This window comes from Myxococcus virescens (genome assembly GCF_900101905.1).
Taxonomy (GTDB): domain Bacteria; phylum Myxococcota; class Myxococcia; order Myxococcales; family Myxococcaceae; genus Myxococcus; species Myxococcus virescens.
Genome location: NZ_FNAJ01000019.1, coordinates 77,867 through 94,024, shown reverse-complemented (window position 1 = coordinate 94,024; position 16,158 = coordinate 77,867). Strand labels below are relative to the sequence as shown.

At 66.5% G+C, this 16,158-nt stretch carries 11 protein-coding genes; 9 read left to right on the top strand and 2 right to left on the bottom strand.

Features of this window, described 5'->3' with window-relative positions; genetic code table 11:
• Window positions 1–133: 133 nt before the first annotated feature.
• From BLU09_RS33090 to BLU09_RS33055, 8 genes are all read left to right on the top strand, one after another.
• Window positions 134–2,161 (top strand): lipoxygenase family protein, encoded by a 2,028-nt coding sequence (locus tag BLU09_RS33090; RefSeq protein ID WP_090494657.1) that lies wholly within the window; start codon window positions 134–136, stop codon window positions 2,159–2,161.
• A gap of 20 nt (window positions 2,162–2,181) precedes the next feature.
• Window positions 2,182–3,618, top strand: coding sequence for a cytochrome P450 (locus BLU09_RS33085; RefSeq protein ID WP_090494653.1), 1,437 nt, complete (start codon window positions 2,182–2,184; stop codon window positions 3,616–3,618).
• On the top strand, window positions 3,615–4,460 hold the full coding sequence (locus BLU09_RS33080; protein ID WP_090494651.1) for a fatty acid desaturase family protein: 846 nt from the start codon (window positions 3,615–3,617) through the stop codon (window positions 4,458–4,460). The genes BLU09_RS33085 and BLU09_RS33080 overlap by 4 nt, the downstream gene beginning before the upstream one ends.
• 150 nt (window positions 4,461–4,610) lie before the next feature.
• Window positions 4,611–5,141, top strand: a complete 531-nt coding sequence (locus BLU09_RS33075) for a hypothetical protein (RefSeq protein ID WP_090494649.1) — start codon at window positions 4,611–4,613, stop codon at window positions 5,139–5,141.
• A gap of 799 nt (window positions 5,142–5,940) precedes the next feature.
• Window positions 5,941–7,299, top strand: a complete 1,359-nt coding sequence (locus BLU09_RS33070; RefSeq protein WP_090494647.1) for a M23 family metallopeptidase — start codon at window positions 5,941–5,943, stop codon at window positions 7,297–7,299.
• Between the two features lie 235 nt (window positions 7,300–7,534).
• A complete protein-coding gene (locus tag BLU09_RS33065) occupies window positions 7,535–7,732 on the top strand; it encodes a hypothetical protein (RefSeq protein WP_244172236.1) in 198 nt (65 codons plus the stop codon).
• Window positions 7,732–7,947, top strand: a complete 216-nt coding sequence (locus BLU09_RS33060; RefSeq protein WP_244172235.1) for a hypothetical protein — start codon at window positions 7,732–7,734, stop codon at window positions 7,945–7,947. Before BLU09_RS33065 ends, BLU09_RS33060 begins: the two co-directional genes overlap by 1 nt.
• A gap of 162 nt (window positions 7,948–8,109) precedes the next feature.
• Window positions 8,110–9,537, top strand: coding sequence for a tetratricopeptide repeat protein (locus BLU09_RS33055; RefSeq protein WP_090494754.1), 1,428 nt, complete (start codon window positions 8,110–8,112; stop codon window positions 9,535–9,537).
• A 221-nt stretch (window positions 9,538–9,758) separates the two neighbouring features.
• On the opposite strand, the gene BLU09_RS33050 is transcribed toward BLU09_RS33055, so the two are convergent.
• Window positions 9,759–10,904, bottom strand: coding sequence for an acyltransferase family protein (locus BLU09_RS33050; protein ID WP_244172234.1), 1,146 nt, complete (start codon window positions 10,902–10,904; stop codon window positions 9,759–9,761).
• A gap of 779 nt (window positions 10,905–11,683) precedes the next feature.
• Window positions 11,684–13,132 (bottom strand): Ig-like domain-containing protein, encoded by a 1,449-nt coding sequence (locus BLU09_RS33045; protein WP_090494645.1) that lies wholly within the window; start codon window positions 13,130–13,132, stop codon window positions 11,684–11,686.
• A gap of 579 nt (window positions 13,133–13,711) precedes the next feature.
• On the opposite strand from BLU09_RS33045, the gene BLU09_RS33040 reads away from it, so the two are divergent.
• A complete protein-coding gene (locus tag BLU09_RS33040) occupies window positions 13,712–16,132 on the top strand; it encodes an Ig-like domain-containing protein (protein WP_090494644.1) in 2,421 nt (806 codons plus the stop codon).
• The last annotated feature ends 26 nt before the right edge of the window (window positions 16,133–16,158 follow it).

Genomic DNA, 16,158 nt, shown 5'->3' with positions numbered 1-16,158 from the left:
GCGCTCACGTCAGACGCTAGTTCAATGCGTTCCTGCGCTCAGCGACGCCGGCTTCATTCCCTGGGGAGGATACCATGGCTTGAGGTCCTACTTTTCTCGTTCTACGGTCTGCGCCCGCTACACAGAGGGTTCCATGACTGTCGAGTACAAACTCACGATTCGGACGGGCACGAAGCTCGGCGCGGGGACGGATGCGAACATCTCCATCGTCCTCGTGGGCACGCGAGGACAGAGCGCCCCCTGCTTGCTGGACAAGCACTTCCACAACGACTTCGAGGCGGGCGCGGAGGACGAATACGCCCTCGCCTCCGAGGACCTCGGTGACCTGGTCCTGTTGCGCTTCAGCAACGCGGGCGGCGTGGCGGCCGATTGGCTGCTCGACTGGGCAACCGTCACGGCCGGAGAGAAGCAGTGGCGCTTCCCTTTCTACCGGTGGGTGCTGGGTGGCGCCACGGTCGACGTGCTCGAGGGGACCGCGAAGCTCGCTCGCCAGGCAGGCAGCGAGCGCGAGTCCACGGCGCGGCGCGAGCTGCTCGAGGCCCGCCAGCGGATGTACCCGTGGCGCGCGCCTGAGATGACCGAGGGGCTTCCCGGCGCGCTCGACCTCAGCGAGGGGAGGTCCCTGCCGAAGGACGAGCTCTACCGGGGCCTGACGGAGGGCAGCTACGAAGTGGTCATCGCCAAGACGCTGGCGGCCATCAAGCTGAACCTGCCCATGCTGACCCGCGCCTGGAACGGGCTGGTGGACATCTTCGACTTCTTCAAACACCTGGAGGTGCCCCAGCTCGCCCAGCGCTGGAAAGACGACCTCGAGTTCGCTCGGCAGGCCATCCAGGGCATCGCCCCGCTCCACATCACGCTCGTCCCCAGTCTGCCGCAGGGCATGCCGCTCACCGACGACGACGTCCGGGGCCTCTTGTCGCCCGGCACCACGCTGGCCAGGGCGCTCGACGCCAAGCGCATCTTCCTGCTCGACTTCGAAATCCTCGACGACATCAGGATGTACCGGAAGGTCGGCGAGGACGGCGTCGAGGAGCGACGCTGGGCTCCCGCGGCGCGCTGCCTGCTGTACCTGGATGACCAGCGTCAGCTGCGGCCGCTGGCCATCCAGCTCGGGCGCGACGCCCAGAAGGACCCCGTCTTTACGCCGAACGACGACGCGTACGACTGGCTCGCCGCGAAAATCTACCTCCGGTGCAGCGAGGGCAACGCGCACCAGATGGTGACGCACGCGCTGCGCACACACTTCGTGGCGGAGCCGTTCGTCATGGCGACGATGCGCAACCTGCCGGACCCGCACCCCGTCTACAAGCTGCTGCGGCGGCACTTCCGCTACACGCTCGCCATCAACGAGGGCGCACGCAAGGGCCTGCTCGACACGGGCGGGGTGTTCGACGACTTCATCGCGACGGGCGGCCCCGACAAGGGCCACCTCCAGTTGGGCAAGAAGGGCTTCCAGCGCTGGACGCTGGCGGACAACAAGCCCCGTCAGGACCTCGAGCGGCGGGGCGTGCTGGACCCGGCCGTGCTCCCCAACTACCCGTACCGGGACGACGCCCTGCCCTTGTGGGACGCGTTCGAGGAGTACGTCGGCGGCGTCCTCAGGCACTTCTACCGGACCGATGCCGAACTCGAGGCCGACACCGAGATGCAGCAATGGTGGAAGGACCTCACCGAGCACGGGCTGCCCGTGGACAAGCTCCCCTGCCAGGAGCTGCGCCGCGTCGACGACCTGATCGACATCCTCACCACCGTCCTCTTCACGGTCAGCGTGCAGCACGCGGCGGTGAACTACCTGCAATACGAGCACTACGCCTTCGTACCGAATGCGCCCCTGAGCATGCGCCGGGAGCCCCCCCGGCAGAAGGGGACGCTGCGTGCCGAGGACATCCCCGAGATGATTCCCACCAAGTCCCAGATGCTCTGGCAGGTCGCCATCGGCCGGGCGCTCTCCAGCTTCGGAGACGACGAGGAGTACCTGCTGCACGAGGGCGGCTGGCGCGAGGAGTACTTCCACGAGCCAGAGCTGGTGGCCATCCGCCAGCGATTCCAGGAGCGCCTGCGCGCCCAGCGCGAGGCGGTGGAGGCGCGCAACGCGGGCGCCGAGGTGCCCTACACCGTCCTGCGTCCCGACCGGATTCCCTGCGGCATCACCGTCTGAGCCCTTGGAGACACACGCTCATGCCCAACCTGCTCTCTCGAGGTCTCTTCAGCCTGTTCTTCGGTGGCCGGCGCAAGCCCCTGGCCAGCCTGCCCGGCCCCCCGCCGGGGATTCTGGGCAACATTGGCGACTTCCTCGGCGCCCAACCGTGGGACGTCTGCGCCCGCTACGCGCGCACCTACGGCCCCGTCGCCGTCACCTGGCTGGGGCCCAGCCCGGCGCTGGTGCTCAATGACCCCACCCTCATCCACGAGGTGTTGGAGACGCGCCGGTTGGAGTTCGAGAAGGGCAACATCGGCGACCAGATTCGCCACTCCGTCACGGACGACACGCCCTTCATCGCCCAGCAGGGCGAGGACTGGGCTCGCAAGCACGCCATGGATCCGCTCGCCCAGCCGTGGACGCCCACCTGGCAGGCGGCCCAGGTGGAGCCCCTGCGCGCGGCCATCCTCGAATCGGTGGAGGCGCTGCTCCAGCAGCCCTCCATCGACCTGACGCCCACGCTGCGCAAGCTGACGTTCGACGCGTTCTGCGTGGCGACGGTGGGCGAGAAGCTGCCCACGTCCGTGTACGACGACTTCATGCTCCTGGCGGCGGCGGCCGACGCGCGCATCCAGGCCAAGCTGCCGTTGAAGTTCGTCTCACCGCCCAAGGGTTTCGCGGATGCGAAGGAGCGCTTCTACGGCCTGTTCCTGGACAAGGTTCGCGCGGCGCGGAAGAACCCGGCGCCGCACCGCGTGGACCTGATGTCGTGGACTCTGCGCGAGATGCCCCAACTCGATGACGGGGTGCACGCGCACCTGCTCGGCGGGTTCTTCTTCGGCGGCGTGTTCTCCTCGAGCACCACCCTGGTGGGCGCCTTCCATCAGCTGAACAAGTACCCCGCCACCGAGGAGCGGCTGGCGCTGGAGTCCGCCGCGCTGGCACAGGGGCCGCTCACCCTGGAGCGCCTGAAGGACGCGCCCTGGGGCGAGGCCGTGGCCTACGAGGCCCTGAGAATCCTGCCCGCGGTGCGCATCTTCCTGCGCCGCACGCCGCCCACGCCGACGCGGCTGGCGGAAGTCACGCTGCCGCCGGGCACGACGCTCATGATTTCCAACCAGCACCTGCACCGGGACCCCAGCCACTGGACGGACCCGGAGACGTTCGCCCCGGAGCGCTGGCTCGACGGGGGCGCGGCCCGGAATCCGCACGGCAGCGGCCACTTCTTCCCCTTCGGCCGGGGTCCTCGCGCCTGCGTGGCCGGGGACTTCGCCATGGTGTACCTGCGCACGGCCCTGGCCACCGTCTCCGCCCGCGCGCGCATCCACGTCGACTCGACGGAGCCCTTCGAGGAGGGCTTCTTCTTCGGCGTGGTGCGGCCCCAGGGTGTCACGGGCAAGCTCGTCCCACGCCAGCAGCAGACCCTTCACCCTCCCACGGGAGCCCCTCCTCCCCCTGCAGTGGAATCCGCATGACCTTGTTCCGACATCCCCGAGACCGCATCCCCGTCCTGCTGTTCACCCTGGTGTTCGCCCTGGACCTGACGGTCTTCTTCACGGCGCGAAGCTGGTGGTTCCCCATCCTCTGGCTCGCCCTGGGAGTGATTCCCAAGGGGTGGATCAGCGCGTGGAACCACCACCACCAGCATGTGCCCATGTTCCGGCATGCGCTGCCCAACCGACTCCTGGAGGTCATCTTCGGCTTCCAGACGGGCGTGACGTCCCATGCGTGGTTCCTGCACCACGTGCTGGGCCACCACCGCAACTACCTGGACCAGACCCAGGACGAATCGGCATGGAAGCGCCGCGATGGGTCCACCATGGGCGAGGTGGAGTACTCCGTCTTCAACGCGCTCGTCGCCTATCCCCGCGCCTTCCGCGTGGGCCGCTCGTATCCCAAGGTGATGCGCGTCTTCCTGGCCATGGGCGCGCTCCAGGTCGCACTGCTCGGCGTGCTGTTCTGGCACGACTGGTACAACGCCCTCTGGGTCTTCCTGCTGCCCATGGTGGCGTCGCTCTACGTCACCGTCTGGGCCACCTACTTCCACCACGTGGGGCTGGAGGCGACAGAGCACACCCACGCCTCGTACAACATCCTGCACAAGGGCTACAACCTGATGACCGGCAACCTGGGCTACCACACCGCACACCACGCGAAGCACGGGCTGCACTGGTCTCACCTGCCCGAGCTTCACGCGCAGCTCGCCCAGGACATTCCGGCCACGCACTACCGGCAGCCGGGCATCCCCTTCGTGTGGACCAACCCGGAGGCGAAAATCGAGCCGACCGAGGCGGAGTTCGGCGCCATCACCCAGTGATAGGCTGACGCCGGACGCAGTGGACGAGGTGCGAGCGAGCGACAAACTGTCGCGGCTCCCATGGGAACGGCACCGCGCCTGCCAGGAACTCCACGGGCTTCCCCACGGCATGACACTTGCCATGCGCTTTCCCACCAAAGGCGCCATGCCATGTCCATGACGCAATCTGGGATTCGTGCCGCCACGCTGTTGACTGTCTTTCTTTCCGGGGGGACTGCCTGGAGCGAGGAAGTCCGACTCACGATCAAGGACTCGCCCCAGCCGCTCGCCACCGCCGCGAAGCGGCTGGAGACGCGAGAGGGTTGGGGCATCACCTACGAAGAACCGCTGGGAGCTCTTCCGGCAGCGAGCCCCCTCGACCTGACCTACACCGTGACGGAGGCGACCCGAGCGGACGTGACGCTTCAGGAGGAGGTGCTGACGCGACTCCTTGCCCAACAGGCGGGAAAGGATGCCCCACGCTTCCGCCTGGTGCGTGCCGGGGGGCTCTGGCACATCACGCCCGTGAAGGGCTCTCCCCTGGACACTCCCATCACAATGTCTCGTCAGGAGCGTTCCCTGGGAGAGGTCCTCCGGGCCCTCTGCGCCGAAGTCACCCGACAGAGCGGGACACGCGTCGAACTGGGAGGCACGCCCGGACTCCAGTTGGAGACACCCATTACCGTGGATGCTGTCACCTAGGAGCCCGCGCGCACCGTCCTGGCACGGGTGCTCAACAGTGCCAACCGGCGCACCGTGTGGACCCTGAGTGGGCAGGGGACGAAAGCCGGATACCTGCTCTCTCTCCACCGGGTCTTTCGCATTGCTGGCGACACGCTACTGCCCCCTACACCTGCGCCCAGCGAGAATGTCCCCGCTCCGAAACGAAGCGCTTCGGGCAGGTGACCGCGTCTCTCAGCACGCATCGTCAGGCGGAGGGGGCACATGGAGTTGCCCCCGTCAAATCGGACAGCTCAGGGTTGAGACTTCGCAGTGCGGAACTCGCGGGGTGGCTTCATCGTGAGCCCTCGGTGCGGATGGAGGCGCCTTGGCGGTGCCCGGACCGGAGCGGGCGTCGAGCGTCTCGGCCATTGGAGTGCGGGAGATACCCAACTCCCGGTAATGGGGGCTGATTCGGACACGCGTCCCAGTCCGCCGGAATTATTCAACCAGCCCGGTCAGTCGCCCCCTCGACGCGGGCTCGCACATCATCAGGTACAACGCCAACAAGCATGCTGGGCGGAAACAAAACGATATCGGCTGAGATAATTCTTCCAGATGCGCGTGGGTCCCTTGCCAGTCACCGGGTGCTTGAGCGACGCCAGCAAGGACACTCGCCATTTCTCGCATATCTGTAATGTCTCAATTCGATAAAGCGATTGTCGCGCCCCTGAGCGCCAATAACTCACGGCGGTTCCACTGACTGCCTGGGCGGGCCACAGACCGTGACAAAGCGAGCCACAGTCTTCACGCCCTCTCCCCATCCCCACTGGAGTTTTTGATGTCTCCCGAGTCCCGCAACCCGCACCAATTCTCCCGGCGCTCCCTTCTGCGTGCCGGCAGTGTCGCGGCAGGCTTCGCCGCCTTTGGCGGGTCTGGCCTGCTGATTGGCACCGCCCACGCCGCAGAGACAATCATCAACCCATTCGCGGGCTACTCCATCTCGGATGGGTGGTGGGACCACGTCAACCGCGGCTCCCTGGGCGGCATCGACTACGTGATGGGCGTTGGTACGCCGCTCCCGGCCTGCGCGTCGGGTCAGCTCCTGATCGACTGGAACAACGGGACGGGCGGCTACACCGCGACCGTCGTGATGGCCAACGGCATGAGGAGCCAATACCTCCACCTGTCCGGCTTCAACGGCGGCGAGCGCTACGTCCAACAGGGAGAAATCGTCGGGTACTCCGGGGGCGCTGCGGGTGCACCCGGCTCCGGGTCCTCGACGGGGCCGCATCTGCACTGGCATCTGGTGACCGCCGGCGGCACCCGGGTGAACCCGCTCGACTACGTCGGCGCCGGCAGCGGCGGCACCGGGGGCGGTCTGCCGCTGGAGGACCGGCGCCTCGGTCATCTCGGCACCGCGGGAGGCTGGGCCCACATGCTCAGCAACCTCGTGCTGCCGGGCAACACGACCTACGGGGCGTTCTCGCCGGGCCCTGGGCAGTCACCGCGTGCCATGGCGAACATCGACGGCGTGATGATGCTGGTCTACGCCGGCAGCAACGGCTGGACCACGATGAGCAGTGGCCTGGCGATGGACCCGGGGGCGCCGCTCAACGTGCTGCGGACCCCGGCCAATGCCTCGGCCCAGATCTTTACGCTCGAGGACGGACGGCTCTGGCACACCTTCGACGGCAATGGCTGGAAGAAGTTCCCGTCGTCCGTGACGGTGTCGGGCAACTGCACCTTCTCGATGACGGCCAATGGAACGGACCTTCATGGCCTGTTCAACGACAACGGCCGGCTGTTCCATGTCTGGGCTGACGGTTCCGGCTGGCACAAGGGTGACACCCAGGTGGACATGCAGCCCGGCGCCGACCTGGTCGCCGTGATTCAGCCGGATGGAAGCCTGCAAGGCCTGTCACTGGAGTTCAGCCGGGTGCATCACATCTTCGGGGCAAACGGGAGGTGGAACCGGATACCGACCACGGCGTCCCTGCCGACTGGGACGCCCATCGCTGGCCGCGCCGCCTATGGCTGGCCGCAGTTGGTCGCGAATCACAACGGGGCCATCACCCACGTCTGGGGCACCTCGTCGGGCTGGATGTGCGTGCCGACTGGACAGACGACGAACCCGGGACGGCGGCTCAGCCTCGTCCCGGACGTCGCCTCGGCCCCGTTGGTCGGCCTGACGCTCTGAGACGCGCCTCACTTCCTCGGACGAGGGCGCCCCACACGCCCGCGCTGCCCGGTCCAGGGTTCGGTCCGACGATGCTTCTTTCACATCGCCAAGCAACTTTGGACCGCGCTTTCAAATACTCCAGGACCGGACTCCAACTCCATGTCCGTGAACCCTGGAGCATGAGCATGGCGACGCGCGTCACAGGTGGTGTCTCTTCGGCCGGTGTTTCCACCGTGAGCAGAAGCAGCAGTCCGTGCAGCAATTCCGGGTGAAATACCCGGATGAGTTCGCCGCCGACGAGGCAGCAGCGAAGCAGCTCAACGACCCGCAGTTGCTTGAAGCCGCCAGGAGCAACCCGGACGTCGCCAAGAAGAGCCTCGAGGCCGCAACGTCGCTCGGGGAGTCCTCGCAGGCCAAGGGCGCACTCGAGTGGGCTGCCAAGGAACGCTGATGGTACCCGAAGCCTATCTGCTGGAGGCGCTGGCCAGCACCGTGGCGCGCCATGGGCCCACGGAGCCCAAGGCCATGCGCACGGCGCTCGTGGAAACCTATGCGCGCTCTCAGCGCATCTCCCTCCGCTCCGCGGGCTCCGTCTTCTCGAAGCTGCCCCCGTCGGAAGTCGCGCTGCCTGGCGCGGTAGCTCCCGCGTCGAGGTCGAAACCGTGAGGCGAGCGACAGCGCAGAGGGCAGGCAGGCCTCTGCCGTGAATGCGGGCGGTCGAGTCCCCCTGAAGAGTCTCCCGCTCCGCCCATGAATGAACGTGGGCAACTCCACTGGGTCGCGGACTTCACGCGAAGGCCGCGCCAGGAATACATTCACGAACCGCTCATGCTCCCACTCCTCCTGCCACTCCTGGTCGCCGTCGCGCCCGCGCCCTCCCTGGAGATTTCGTCGGCGAACCTCAAGAAGACACCCGCCTTCCAGGACTGGCGCGGCGGACGATTCGTCTTCGAGGAGCGCTGGGTCAACCTCCCGGAGGTCGGACTTCACGTGGGCTACTTCGTCGTCCCCAGCCGATGGACCCGCCAGTACGCGGACAAGCTCCCTTTCCATGACGCCTTCTTCGTGGTGGACCCACGTACGGGGCAGCTCGTTGCCCCGGCCCTGGCACGAACGAGACTGCCGCTCAATGGCTGTCCGCCGATGGGCGAGGTGGCGCGGCTCATCCCCGAGCCCGAGAGCAAGACCTCCGCCGCGATCGGCTTCGGAAATGCGCCTCAGCGGTGTCTGGTCCGGCTCCAACGCACGAAGGAGGCATGGGCCGTTTCCCTCTTCCCGGATGAGGCACGCTCCCCCGCGGAGGCCTTTCCAGAGGCAGCTGCCGCCCTGGAGAAGGCACTCGGCCCCAGGGACGGAGGGGCTCGCGAGCTCAATTGGTCCTACCAGCCCAACTCTCGCTGGCTGCTCGCCGCGTCCCAGGATGAGTGCGCCCTGTGGGTCATCGACAGCATCAACCCTGAGGTGAACGCCACGGCCAGCAAGGCCATGACACGGGAGATCTGCGAGTGTCTCGAGGGGACCGTTTCCGCCGACGACCTGTATATCCGGCTGCCCCAGACTGCGTACACCATGAGCAGGATGGGTGAGGGCACCGCGCTTCCGTCCTGTGATTGCACGTTCGCGCAGACGGGTGAGGCAGGCGTCACGTGCGAAGCGTACATGGGTCGCCAATACTCCCTTCCGGAGCTCGAGGAGATGCAAGAGGACGGGCGGCTGACGGAGAAGAACAGGGTCGAAAACCTGAAGGAGTTGGAGGACCTCCGTCGCACCCATCAAGGCCTGCTCGCCGCGAACGAGGATGCGCTCACTCAGTGGAGAACGGGGAACCAGAAGGCGGCACTCAGCGCGTGGACCACGCTGTACCGAACATGGCTTGAGAACGGCCGGCCCATGGCTGGGGGAACCCGGGACGAGTTCACCGTCGAGAACGCAACCCTGCGGGAACAACTGAACCAGCAATTGGAGGCGACCATCGACCTCCAGGCGGAGATCCTCAACAACCTCGGCTTCGCACTGTGGTCCCACAAGGAGTGGTCCCAGGCCGAGGCTGTCTTCGACGAATGCATGGCGCTGCTCACCGCAACGGGCCACGAGCGCAACGTGCTCAACCTGAATCGGGGAGACCTGTTTCGGGACATGGGAAAGAGACCTGAGGCCATCAAGGCCTATCGGTCCTTCCTCCAGCGCAAGGTCACCGCGGCTCAACGCAAGTACGCGGAGCGAGAATTGCGGAAGCTCGAGCAGGGCTCGAAATGACTGCCTGAATGGCCTGCCGGGACGCACGCGCTCGGTCTTCGAATGACGCGAGGAGGAGGCCCCGCCGTGCCTCGGAACCACGAGTCGCCGCCGTCCCGCGGCGTGCTTGGCGAGACAGGCTCGCTCGGCAGCGGTGGCCTGCGTTTCGACCTGCGCCAACCAGAGGGCCGAGTGGGTGGTGCCCCGAAGGGTCCTGCGCCCATGTCTGTACTGCCGAGCGGTTAGCGTCCGGGTGCCACCACCCCGACACGCGCCTCCGCCCGCGAGGCCTGCCACGCGAGCAGCCTGTCCCGGAGCCGCAGGGCAGGTCTCTCCACCGCGACGTGGGTCACCCATGCGACCCCATGCGTCACCGTGATGAAGGCGAGCAGATCCAATCCCCACACACCCAAGGTCAGGTTTCGCCGCTCGAACACGCGTGCCACGACCCAGAACCAGAGATAGGTGCCATAGGAGAGGACCGCGGCCTGGTACACGAGACCTCTCAGCGGTACGGGCAGCGCAACCGCTTCCGTGGCCACGAGCAGCCCGCCAAATCCCACCGCGAGCCCCGCGAAAATCCACACGCCTCCCCAGTCCGGCAGGTGAGGCACGCACACAGCCAAGGACACCCCGAGCAACAGGGCGCCCATCGCGCCGCAGGCCCTCCGCCAGGCCTGAGGCCACCGTTGCCAGCGCGGCGCAGCCTTCGCGAGAAAGACACCCACCGCGAGTCCATCCAGGTGGAGGTGGGTGCGCCACTGCAATCGCACCCACTGTTCCGCGGGCAGCAGGCCCGGCGTGGCGGTGTATACCTCCCAGGCCCGGGCCCCCAAGCTCAGGAGCAAGGGCATCAGCCATGCCCATGCGGGGGCGGAGCGGGCGCGCAGGCCGAAGGCGAGCAGCGGCAAGACCACGTAGAAGTGTTCTTCGACACAGAGCGACCAACTCTGTACGAAGTCGCGCACGCCGACGTAGTTCTGGAGGAAGACGAGGTAGTGCCAACCTCCGCCCACGAAGGGTGTCCCGAACAACCATGGCTTCAGTGCATAGAAGGCGAGCACGACAAAGTAGAGCGGAAGCGTTCGCATCCACCGCTTGAGCCAGAACGTGCGGAGCTGAAGTCCCAGAGGCGCTGAGTCCTCCATCGCGAACACCTGCCGACCAATGAGGTAGCCGGAGAGGACGAAGAACAGGTCCACGCCCACCCAGCCCACTTCAAAGCTGGCACGGAGCACCTCCGGCAGGGCCCGCCGCACGGACTCCGGGGCGTGGAAACAGAGCACCGAAACGATGGCCAAAGCCCGGAGCACGTCCAGGCCGTCCTTGCGTGCGCGCCCTGAGTCCAGGACTCCCGCGTCTGACGTCTGCGGGTGAGGAGGGGGCATGAAGGGCGCCTCGCATTGTCTTTCACACAGGCGCGGGGCCGGCGATGCCTCCATGATTGACCGTTCGCTCCCGGGGATTCCTCGTGGCATCCCACTTTGCTCCGGATCCGAACAGCGGCTCGGCTGGCTCCATGCTGGCAGTCGGCGACGCCTTGGCCGCCCGTGACCATGGAGTCGACTATGAGTGGTTCGTGGATGAAGGCGTGGCGACGCATTCCCAGACAGTGCCGTCAGGCTTCACTGCCATCGAGTAGGGCGCCATGTCCTCTTGGCGAAGCAAGCCCGGGCGGCCCTCGGCGCCACAGCCGCACAGGAGAGCGACGGGCGCCTGCGCCATGCCAATTGACCGCATCACTCCGTTTCGAGTCATCACGGTTCCCCCCGGAACCAGGCAGCACATGGTGGACGGCGTCCATCACGGTACGAGCATGAGCGACGCGCCGCGAGGCATCCAGGTGCGGGGAGAAACCACAATCGTGTATGTGACAGAACGAGCGAGGTGCCGGTCCGCGTCAACCACGCCAGAACGCGGGCCTCGTGCGTCACCGCTCATCGGGCACACCTCTAACGGCTGCGCTGGGCGCGCCTTCGCCACCGCAGAGGAACGCCGACGGCCCCTGCTGGAGTGGCCCCCCGGTACAACGAGCATTGGCTGCTGGAGAATCACGACTTCCGCTCGCCGAGACAAGCCCGGCGAGCGTTGATGCAGAGGCAGGCGGCCGAACTACCACCAACCCAGTGTCTCTACGATCCGGCGAGGTACAGCCACCTGCTCCTGGCTACGGCGCAGGCATCCAGGCCAGACCCAAGTTCCTGACGCTGCCCGAGTTCAGGTCCTGGATATCGCTTCCGTCGGCCAGATCGGCGCTCCGGATCACCCCCCCCAGCCAATCCGCCCAGTACAGCCGCCCGGCCGTGACATCAATGGCAATCCCATGAGCGGTGGTCTGGTTGGTCACCAGGGGGGTGACGTCGGTGCCGTCCAGGTTGGCGACATAGATGCTGTTGCCGCGGGTCGAGTAGTACACCTTCCCGCCGCTCGAATCGACCGCCAGGCCCACGCCCAGCCCGCCCAGGCCTGAGGCGAGGGTCTCCAGGTTGGTACCATCCAGATTGAATCGTATGAGCTTGGTGTTGTTATAGGTAATAACATACACCTTGCCGTTCGGAACATCGACCTCGATGGCAGACGGGCTATCGATGCCACCAGCGATCTGCGTGGGATTGTTTCCGTCCAGCTCGGCGCGCATGACCCGACCTCCGTTGAAATCGGACCAGTACAGCTTGCGGTTCGTCGAATCGACTGCCAGCCCGCTGGGGAGGCCTCCGTTCGCCACGATATCGACCGGGTTCGCCCCATCACTGTCCGCTCGAACGATTGCGCTGTCGCGCGTGTAGAAGAGGGTACGGGTTACCGGGTCGGTTGCGATGGAAGATGCCCCGCTGATGCCCGTCTCGAGCTCAATGGCATTCGTGCCGTTCACGTCAACCCTCCACAGCGAGCCGGCAGCAGTCACCCAGTAGAGGCTCGCAAGACCGGTGACGTCGACCGTGAAGGTGGTGGAGGTGGTGTCGGAGCCGTCACTCACCGAGAGGGTGATGGTGGTCGAGCCACTGGCGCTGGCGACGGGGACGACGGAGAGGGTGCGGCTGGAGCCGGAGCCGCCGAGAACGAGATTGCTGGGTTCGTTGGGCACCAGGTCGGTGTTGGAGGACGTGGCGATGACCGTGAGGTTGTCGGCAGCGGTCTCCACATCGCCCACGGTGAAGCCCAGGTCGCCGGTCGAGCTGCCAGCAGTGATGCGCTGGTCGGCCACTGGGGAGAGCGTGGGCGTGTCATTCACTGGGGTGATGGTGATGGTCACCGTGGCCTCGGCACTTTGGCCCTGGCGGTTGGTGGCGCGAAAGATGAGCGCATCTTCGCCATTGTAGTCGGCGCCGGGGGTGTAGGTGACGGAGCCATTGGCGCTGATCTCACTCAATGTGCCGTGGTCCGGTGCGTCGACGATGGTGAAAGCAAGTGCCCCGTTGCCGCTGGCCGGCAGGCTCACCTCGAGGGGCGTGTCTTCCACCGTCTCGAGGGCAACGTTGCGGGCTACCGGCGGTACGTTGGGCGGCGGGTCATTGTCGCGACAGGCGCCGAGCGTGCTGGCGGCCAGTCCCATCACCAATCCAGCGCGCAATGCGGCGGCTGGCACTGTGAGCCATCGTGAAAGCAAATATGACATGAACGTTCCTCGTGGGGAGCCCGACATGGGCGCTGTCAACATGAAGCGCCGGGTTGTGGGTTCGATGCAACCTTCAAAAGACAAGAAATGGGAGGGGTAGATTTTTCGTGCGAAGCGGCTCTGGAGTCATGCCGGGCAGATACAGGGTCGCGTCAGCGCGGCCACCTCTACTCTGAATGCCAGCGCATGGATATTGGACCAGGTGCTTACACAGCGCGGGCTGTCAGCCCTGACCCAGCCGCCGAACTCGGAGGCCAGCAGCCGGATGCCCCGGCGCGGCGCCTGGCCCTGTCTCATAGAGGCGCAGAATCATGAACTGGGCGCGATCCACTCGCCTGGAAAGGTGAGTGATAGCGCTGCCCTTCCCCCCTCACGGCCCCGTCGATTCGCGGAGGCGGGCGATACATGCCAGGAACTTTGTGTCCATGGAACGCAAGTGCCTGACGGCGGATGTCGGGACGACGTTGGCCATCCGCGTCTTGCGCGCCGAGCAGCCGAGCGCGTGAAGTGGCGTCGTGCATTCCATGAGGGGGACGGCCCATTCCGGGCTTCATCGTGCTCCTCGGGGGGAGACAGTCGATGCGAAGCCGTTCTGGTGTGCTGCGGTCATGGGGACTGGGCGTGACGCTGGCCTTGTCACTGGGCGCATGTGGTGTGGAGTCCCTGGAGGAGAAGGGACTTCCTCTGGAGAATGGGGTGTCGCAAGAGGACAGCGGGGCGTTGACGCGTGAGCGTCCGGAAGCTTCGTCGACGTGGGACCCGTATGCGGACGCGGTGGCATCAGGCACCACGGCGACGGTGCTCAACGCGAGCGCAGCGCTGGGCGCTCCGGACGGGCAGGCCGCGACACTGCTGGGCTTGCTCAACACGGCGCTGGTGCTGGACCTGGGCCAGGGAGAGGAAGGCACCGGCGACCTGCGCGTGTATTACCAGGGTCTGTCGTTGGCGCTGGTGGCGCAGGTGGACTTCCTGAGGGCGGACGGGACCTTCATCGGCTCCAGCTCGTTGCATCTGGTGGAGTTGGGCCTGGGGACGCATGTGGCGGTGGCGACGTACCCGGGGAACGTGCCCTATCGCTACGTGCGACTGAGGGGCGCAGTGCTCGCGCTCTACCTGGTGGACGCGGTGGAGACGTCGCTACGGGCCTTCTGTGGTGATGGGGTGCTGGGCGGGTTCGAAAAGTGTGACGACGGCAATCAGCTCTCGGGAGACGGCTGTAACAGTGTCTGTGAGGTGGAGCCGGGCTACACCTGCACGGGGCAGCCAAGCGTTTGCGACAACAACTCAGCACCCGCGGTCGAGGACGTCCACGCGGTCACCTCCGAGGACATCCCGGTGGACATCACCATCCCCGCGGTGGACCCGGATGGCGACGTGCTCGACTTCTCCTTCACCCTGCCCGGCCATGGAATGCTCACGGGCACGGGAGCATCGGTGACGTACACCCCGAACGCGAACTTCGCCGGAGAGGACACCTTCCAGGTCACGGTCTCCGACGGCAAGAAGCAGGCAACGGCCACCGTCTCGGTCACAGTGACTCCGGTCAACGACGCGCCCGTGGCTGCCTCGGCCGCTGTGACGGTGGGCTACAACACGCCGACGCCCATCACGTTGGAGGCCACGGACGTGGATGGGGATGCGCTCGCGTTCACCGTGTCGGCTCCCGCTCACGGCACCCTGTCCGGGACGGGCGGCCAATTGCTCTACACGCCGGCCGCGGACTTCCAGGGGGAGGACGTGTTCACCTTCACGGCCAACGATGGCGCGCTGACCTCCCATACCGCCACAGTCGTCATCACCGTCAGGGGCCCGCCTGTCTGCGGCGACGGCTACATCGATTCGGGTGAGGTGTGTGACGACGGCAACCGCGTCGCGGGAGACGGCTGCCGAGCGGACTGCCATGGCGTGGAGGTATGCGGCGACGGACTGGTCGACAGTGTGACGGGAGAGCAGTGCGACGATGGCGGTACGACTCCCGGGGATGGCTGCGACGCCGCGTGCCAACTGGATGCCTTTTCGAATGTGCCCCCCACGCTCATCAGCGGGGCATTGAACTGCACCACGGCCAACTCGAACCCGGGCCGTAAGGCGGCGGTGGATGCACTGGGGCGCTTCTACGTCGTCATGAGCTGCGGTGGCGCGGTCCATGTCAGCGTGAGCGTGGACCGTGGCCACACCTGGGTGGGCCCCACGCCCCTGGGCATCACCAACGCGGCGGAAGTCGCGATTGAAGGCGGCCCCACTGGAATTGCCTACGTCGCGGCCACCAGCGCGGGCACGCTGGTATTCACCCGGACCATTGACGCGGGAGCAAGCTGGGAGGCGCCGCGGGTCCTCAGCCCGGCGGCCAACCCTACCGTCAGTCTGGATTCCCGGGGCAACGCCCTCTACATCTCCGTCTCGCGAGGCTCCACGGGGGTGAGCGTCCTCCAGAACTTCGCGCGAGGCGCGAATGACTTCACCGTGACGGATGTAGACCAGAACAATGCCTTCTTCGACGTCATCGTGGACAAGATCAGCGGAGACGTCTTCTCGGTGAGCGACGACCCCTCCTTCCGCATCCGCCGCAGCAGCGACCAGGGGACCACCTTCGGCCCACAGAGCTCCCCACCGGGGCAGGCGTTCTTCTCGGACTGGACGGGCTCCAACGGCTTCATCTACGTCACGGGCTCCTTCGGGGACGACAACGTGGACGTCATCCCGATGTCCGCGCCGGGGACAAGCACCCAGGTGCCGGGCCTCCCCACGGACATCGGTCCCGCTCCCTTCCGGGCGATTGACGCGGACGCGCTCGGCAACGGCTACATCGTGTCCCAGCGGGGGACGGGCGACATCCAGTTGGACCGGATGCTCGTGGGGGCCGCCATGATTCTGGCCACGGATGCCAGGACAGTAGGGCCGGGCGCCGCGCCAGCAGTCGCGGCGCTCCCCTCGAACGGCGGTGCCCTGGTGGCCTACACGAACGGCACCAGTGTCTACGCCTCAGTGGTGGTGTACTGAATCCACGGGCGCCCTGATGCGCGCCT

Bases quoted from the DNA above. Each gene is read 5' to 3' on its own strand.
- BLU09_RS33090 (WP_090494657.1), top strand. From the start codon at position 134: ATGACTGTCGAGTACAAACTCACGATTCGGACGGGCACGAAGCTCGGC.
- BLU09_RS33085 (WP_090494653.1), top strand. From the start codon at position 2,182: ATGCCCAACCTGCTCTCTCGAGGTCTCTTCAGCCTGTTCTTCGGTGGC.
- BLU09_RS33080 (WP_090494651.1), top strand. From the start codon at position 3,615: ATGACCTTGTTCCGACATCCCCGAGACCGCATCCCCGTCCTGCTGTTC.
- BLU09_RS33075 (WP_090494649.1), top strand. From the start codon at position 4,611: ATGTCCATGACGCAATCTGGGATTCGTGCCGCCACGCTGTTGACTGTC.
- BLU09_RS33070 (WP_090494647.1), top strand. From the start codon at position 5,941: ATGTCTCCCGAGTCCCGCAACCCGCACCAATTCTCCCGGCGCTCCCTT.
- BLU09_RS33060 (WP_244172235.1), top strand. From the start codon at position 7,732: ATGGTACCCGAAGCCTATCTGCTGGAGGCGCTGGCCAGCACCGTGGCG.
- BLU09_RS33055 (WP_090494754.1), top strand. From the start codon at position 8,110: ATGCTCCCACTCCTCCTGCCACTCCTGGTCGCCGTCGCGCCCGCGCCC.
- BLU09_RS33050 (WP_244172234.1), bottom strand. From the start codon at position 10,904: ATGCCCCCTCCTCACCCGCAGACGTCAGACGCGGGAGTCCTGGACTCA.
- BLU09_RS33045 (WP_090494645.1), bottom strand. From the start codon at position 13,132: ATGTCATATTTGCTTTCACGATGGCTCACAGTGCCAGCCGCCGCATTG.
- BLU09_RS33040 (WP_090494644.1), top strand. From the start codon at position 13,712: ATGCGAAGCCGTTCTGGTGTGCTGCGGTCATGGGGACTGGGCGTGACG.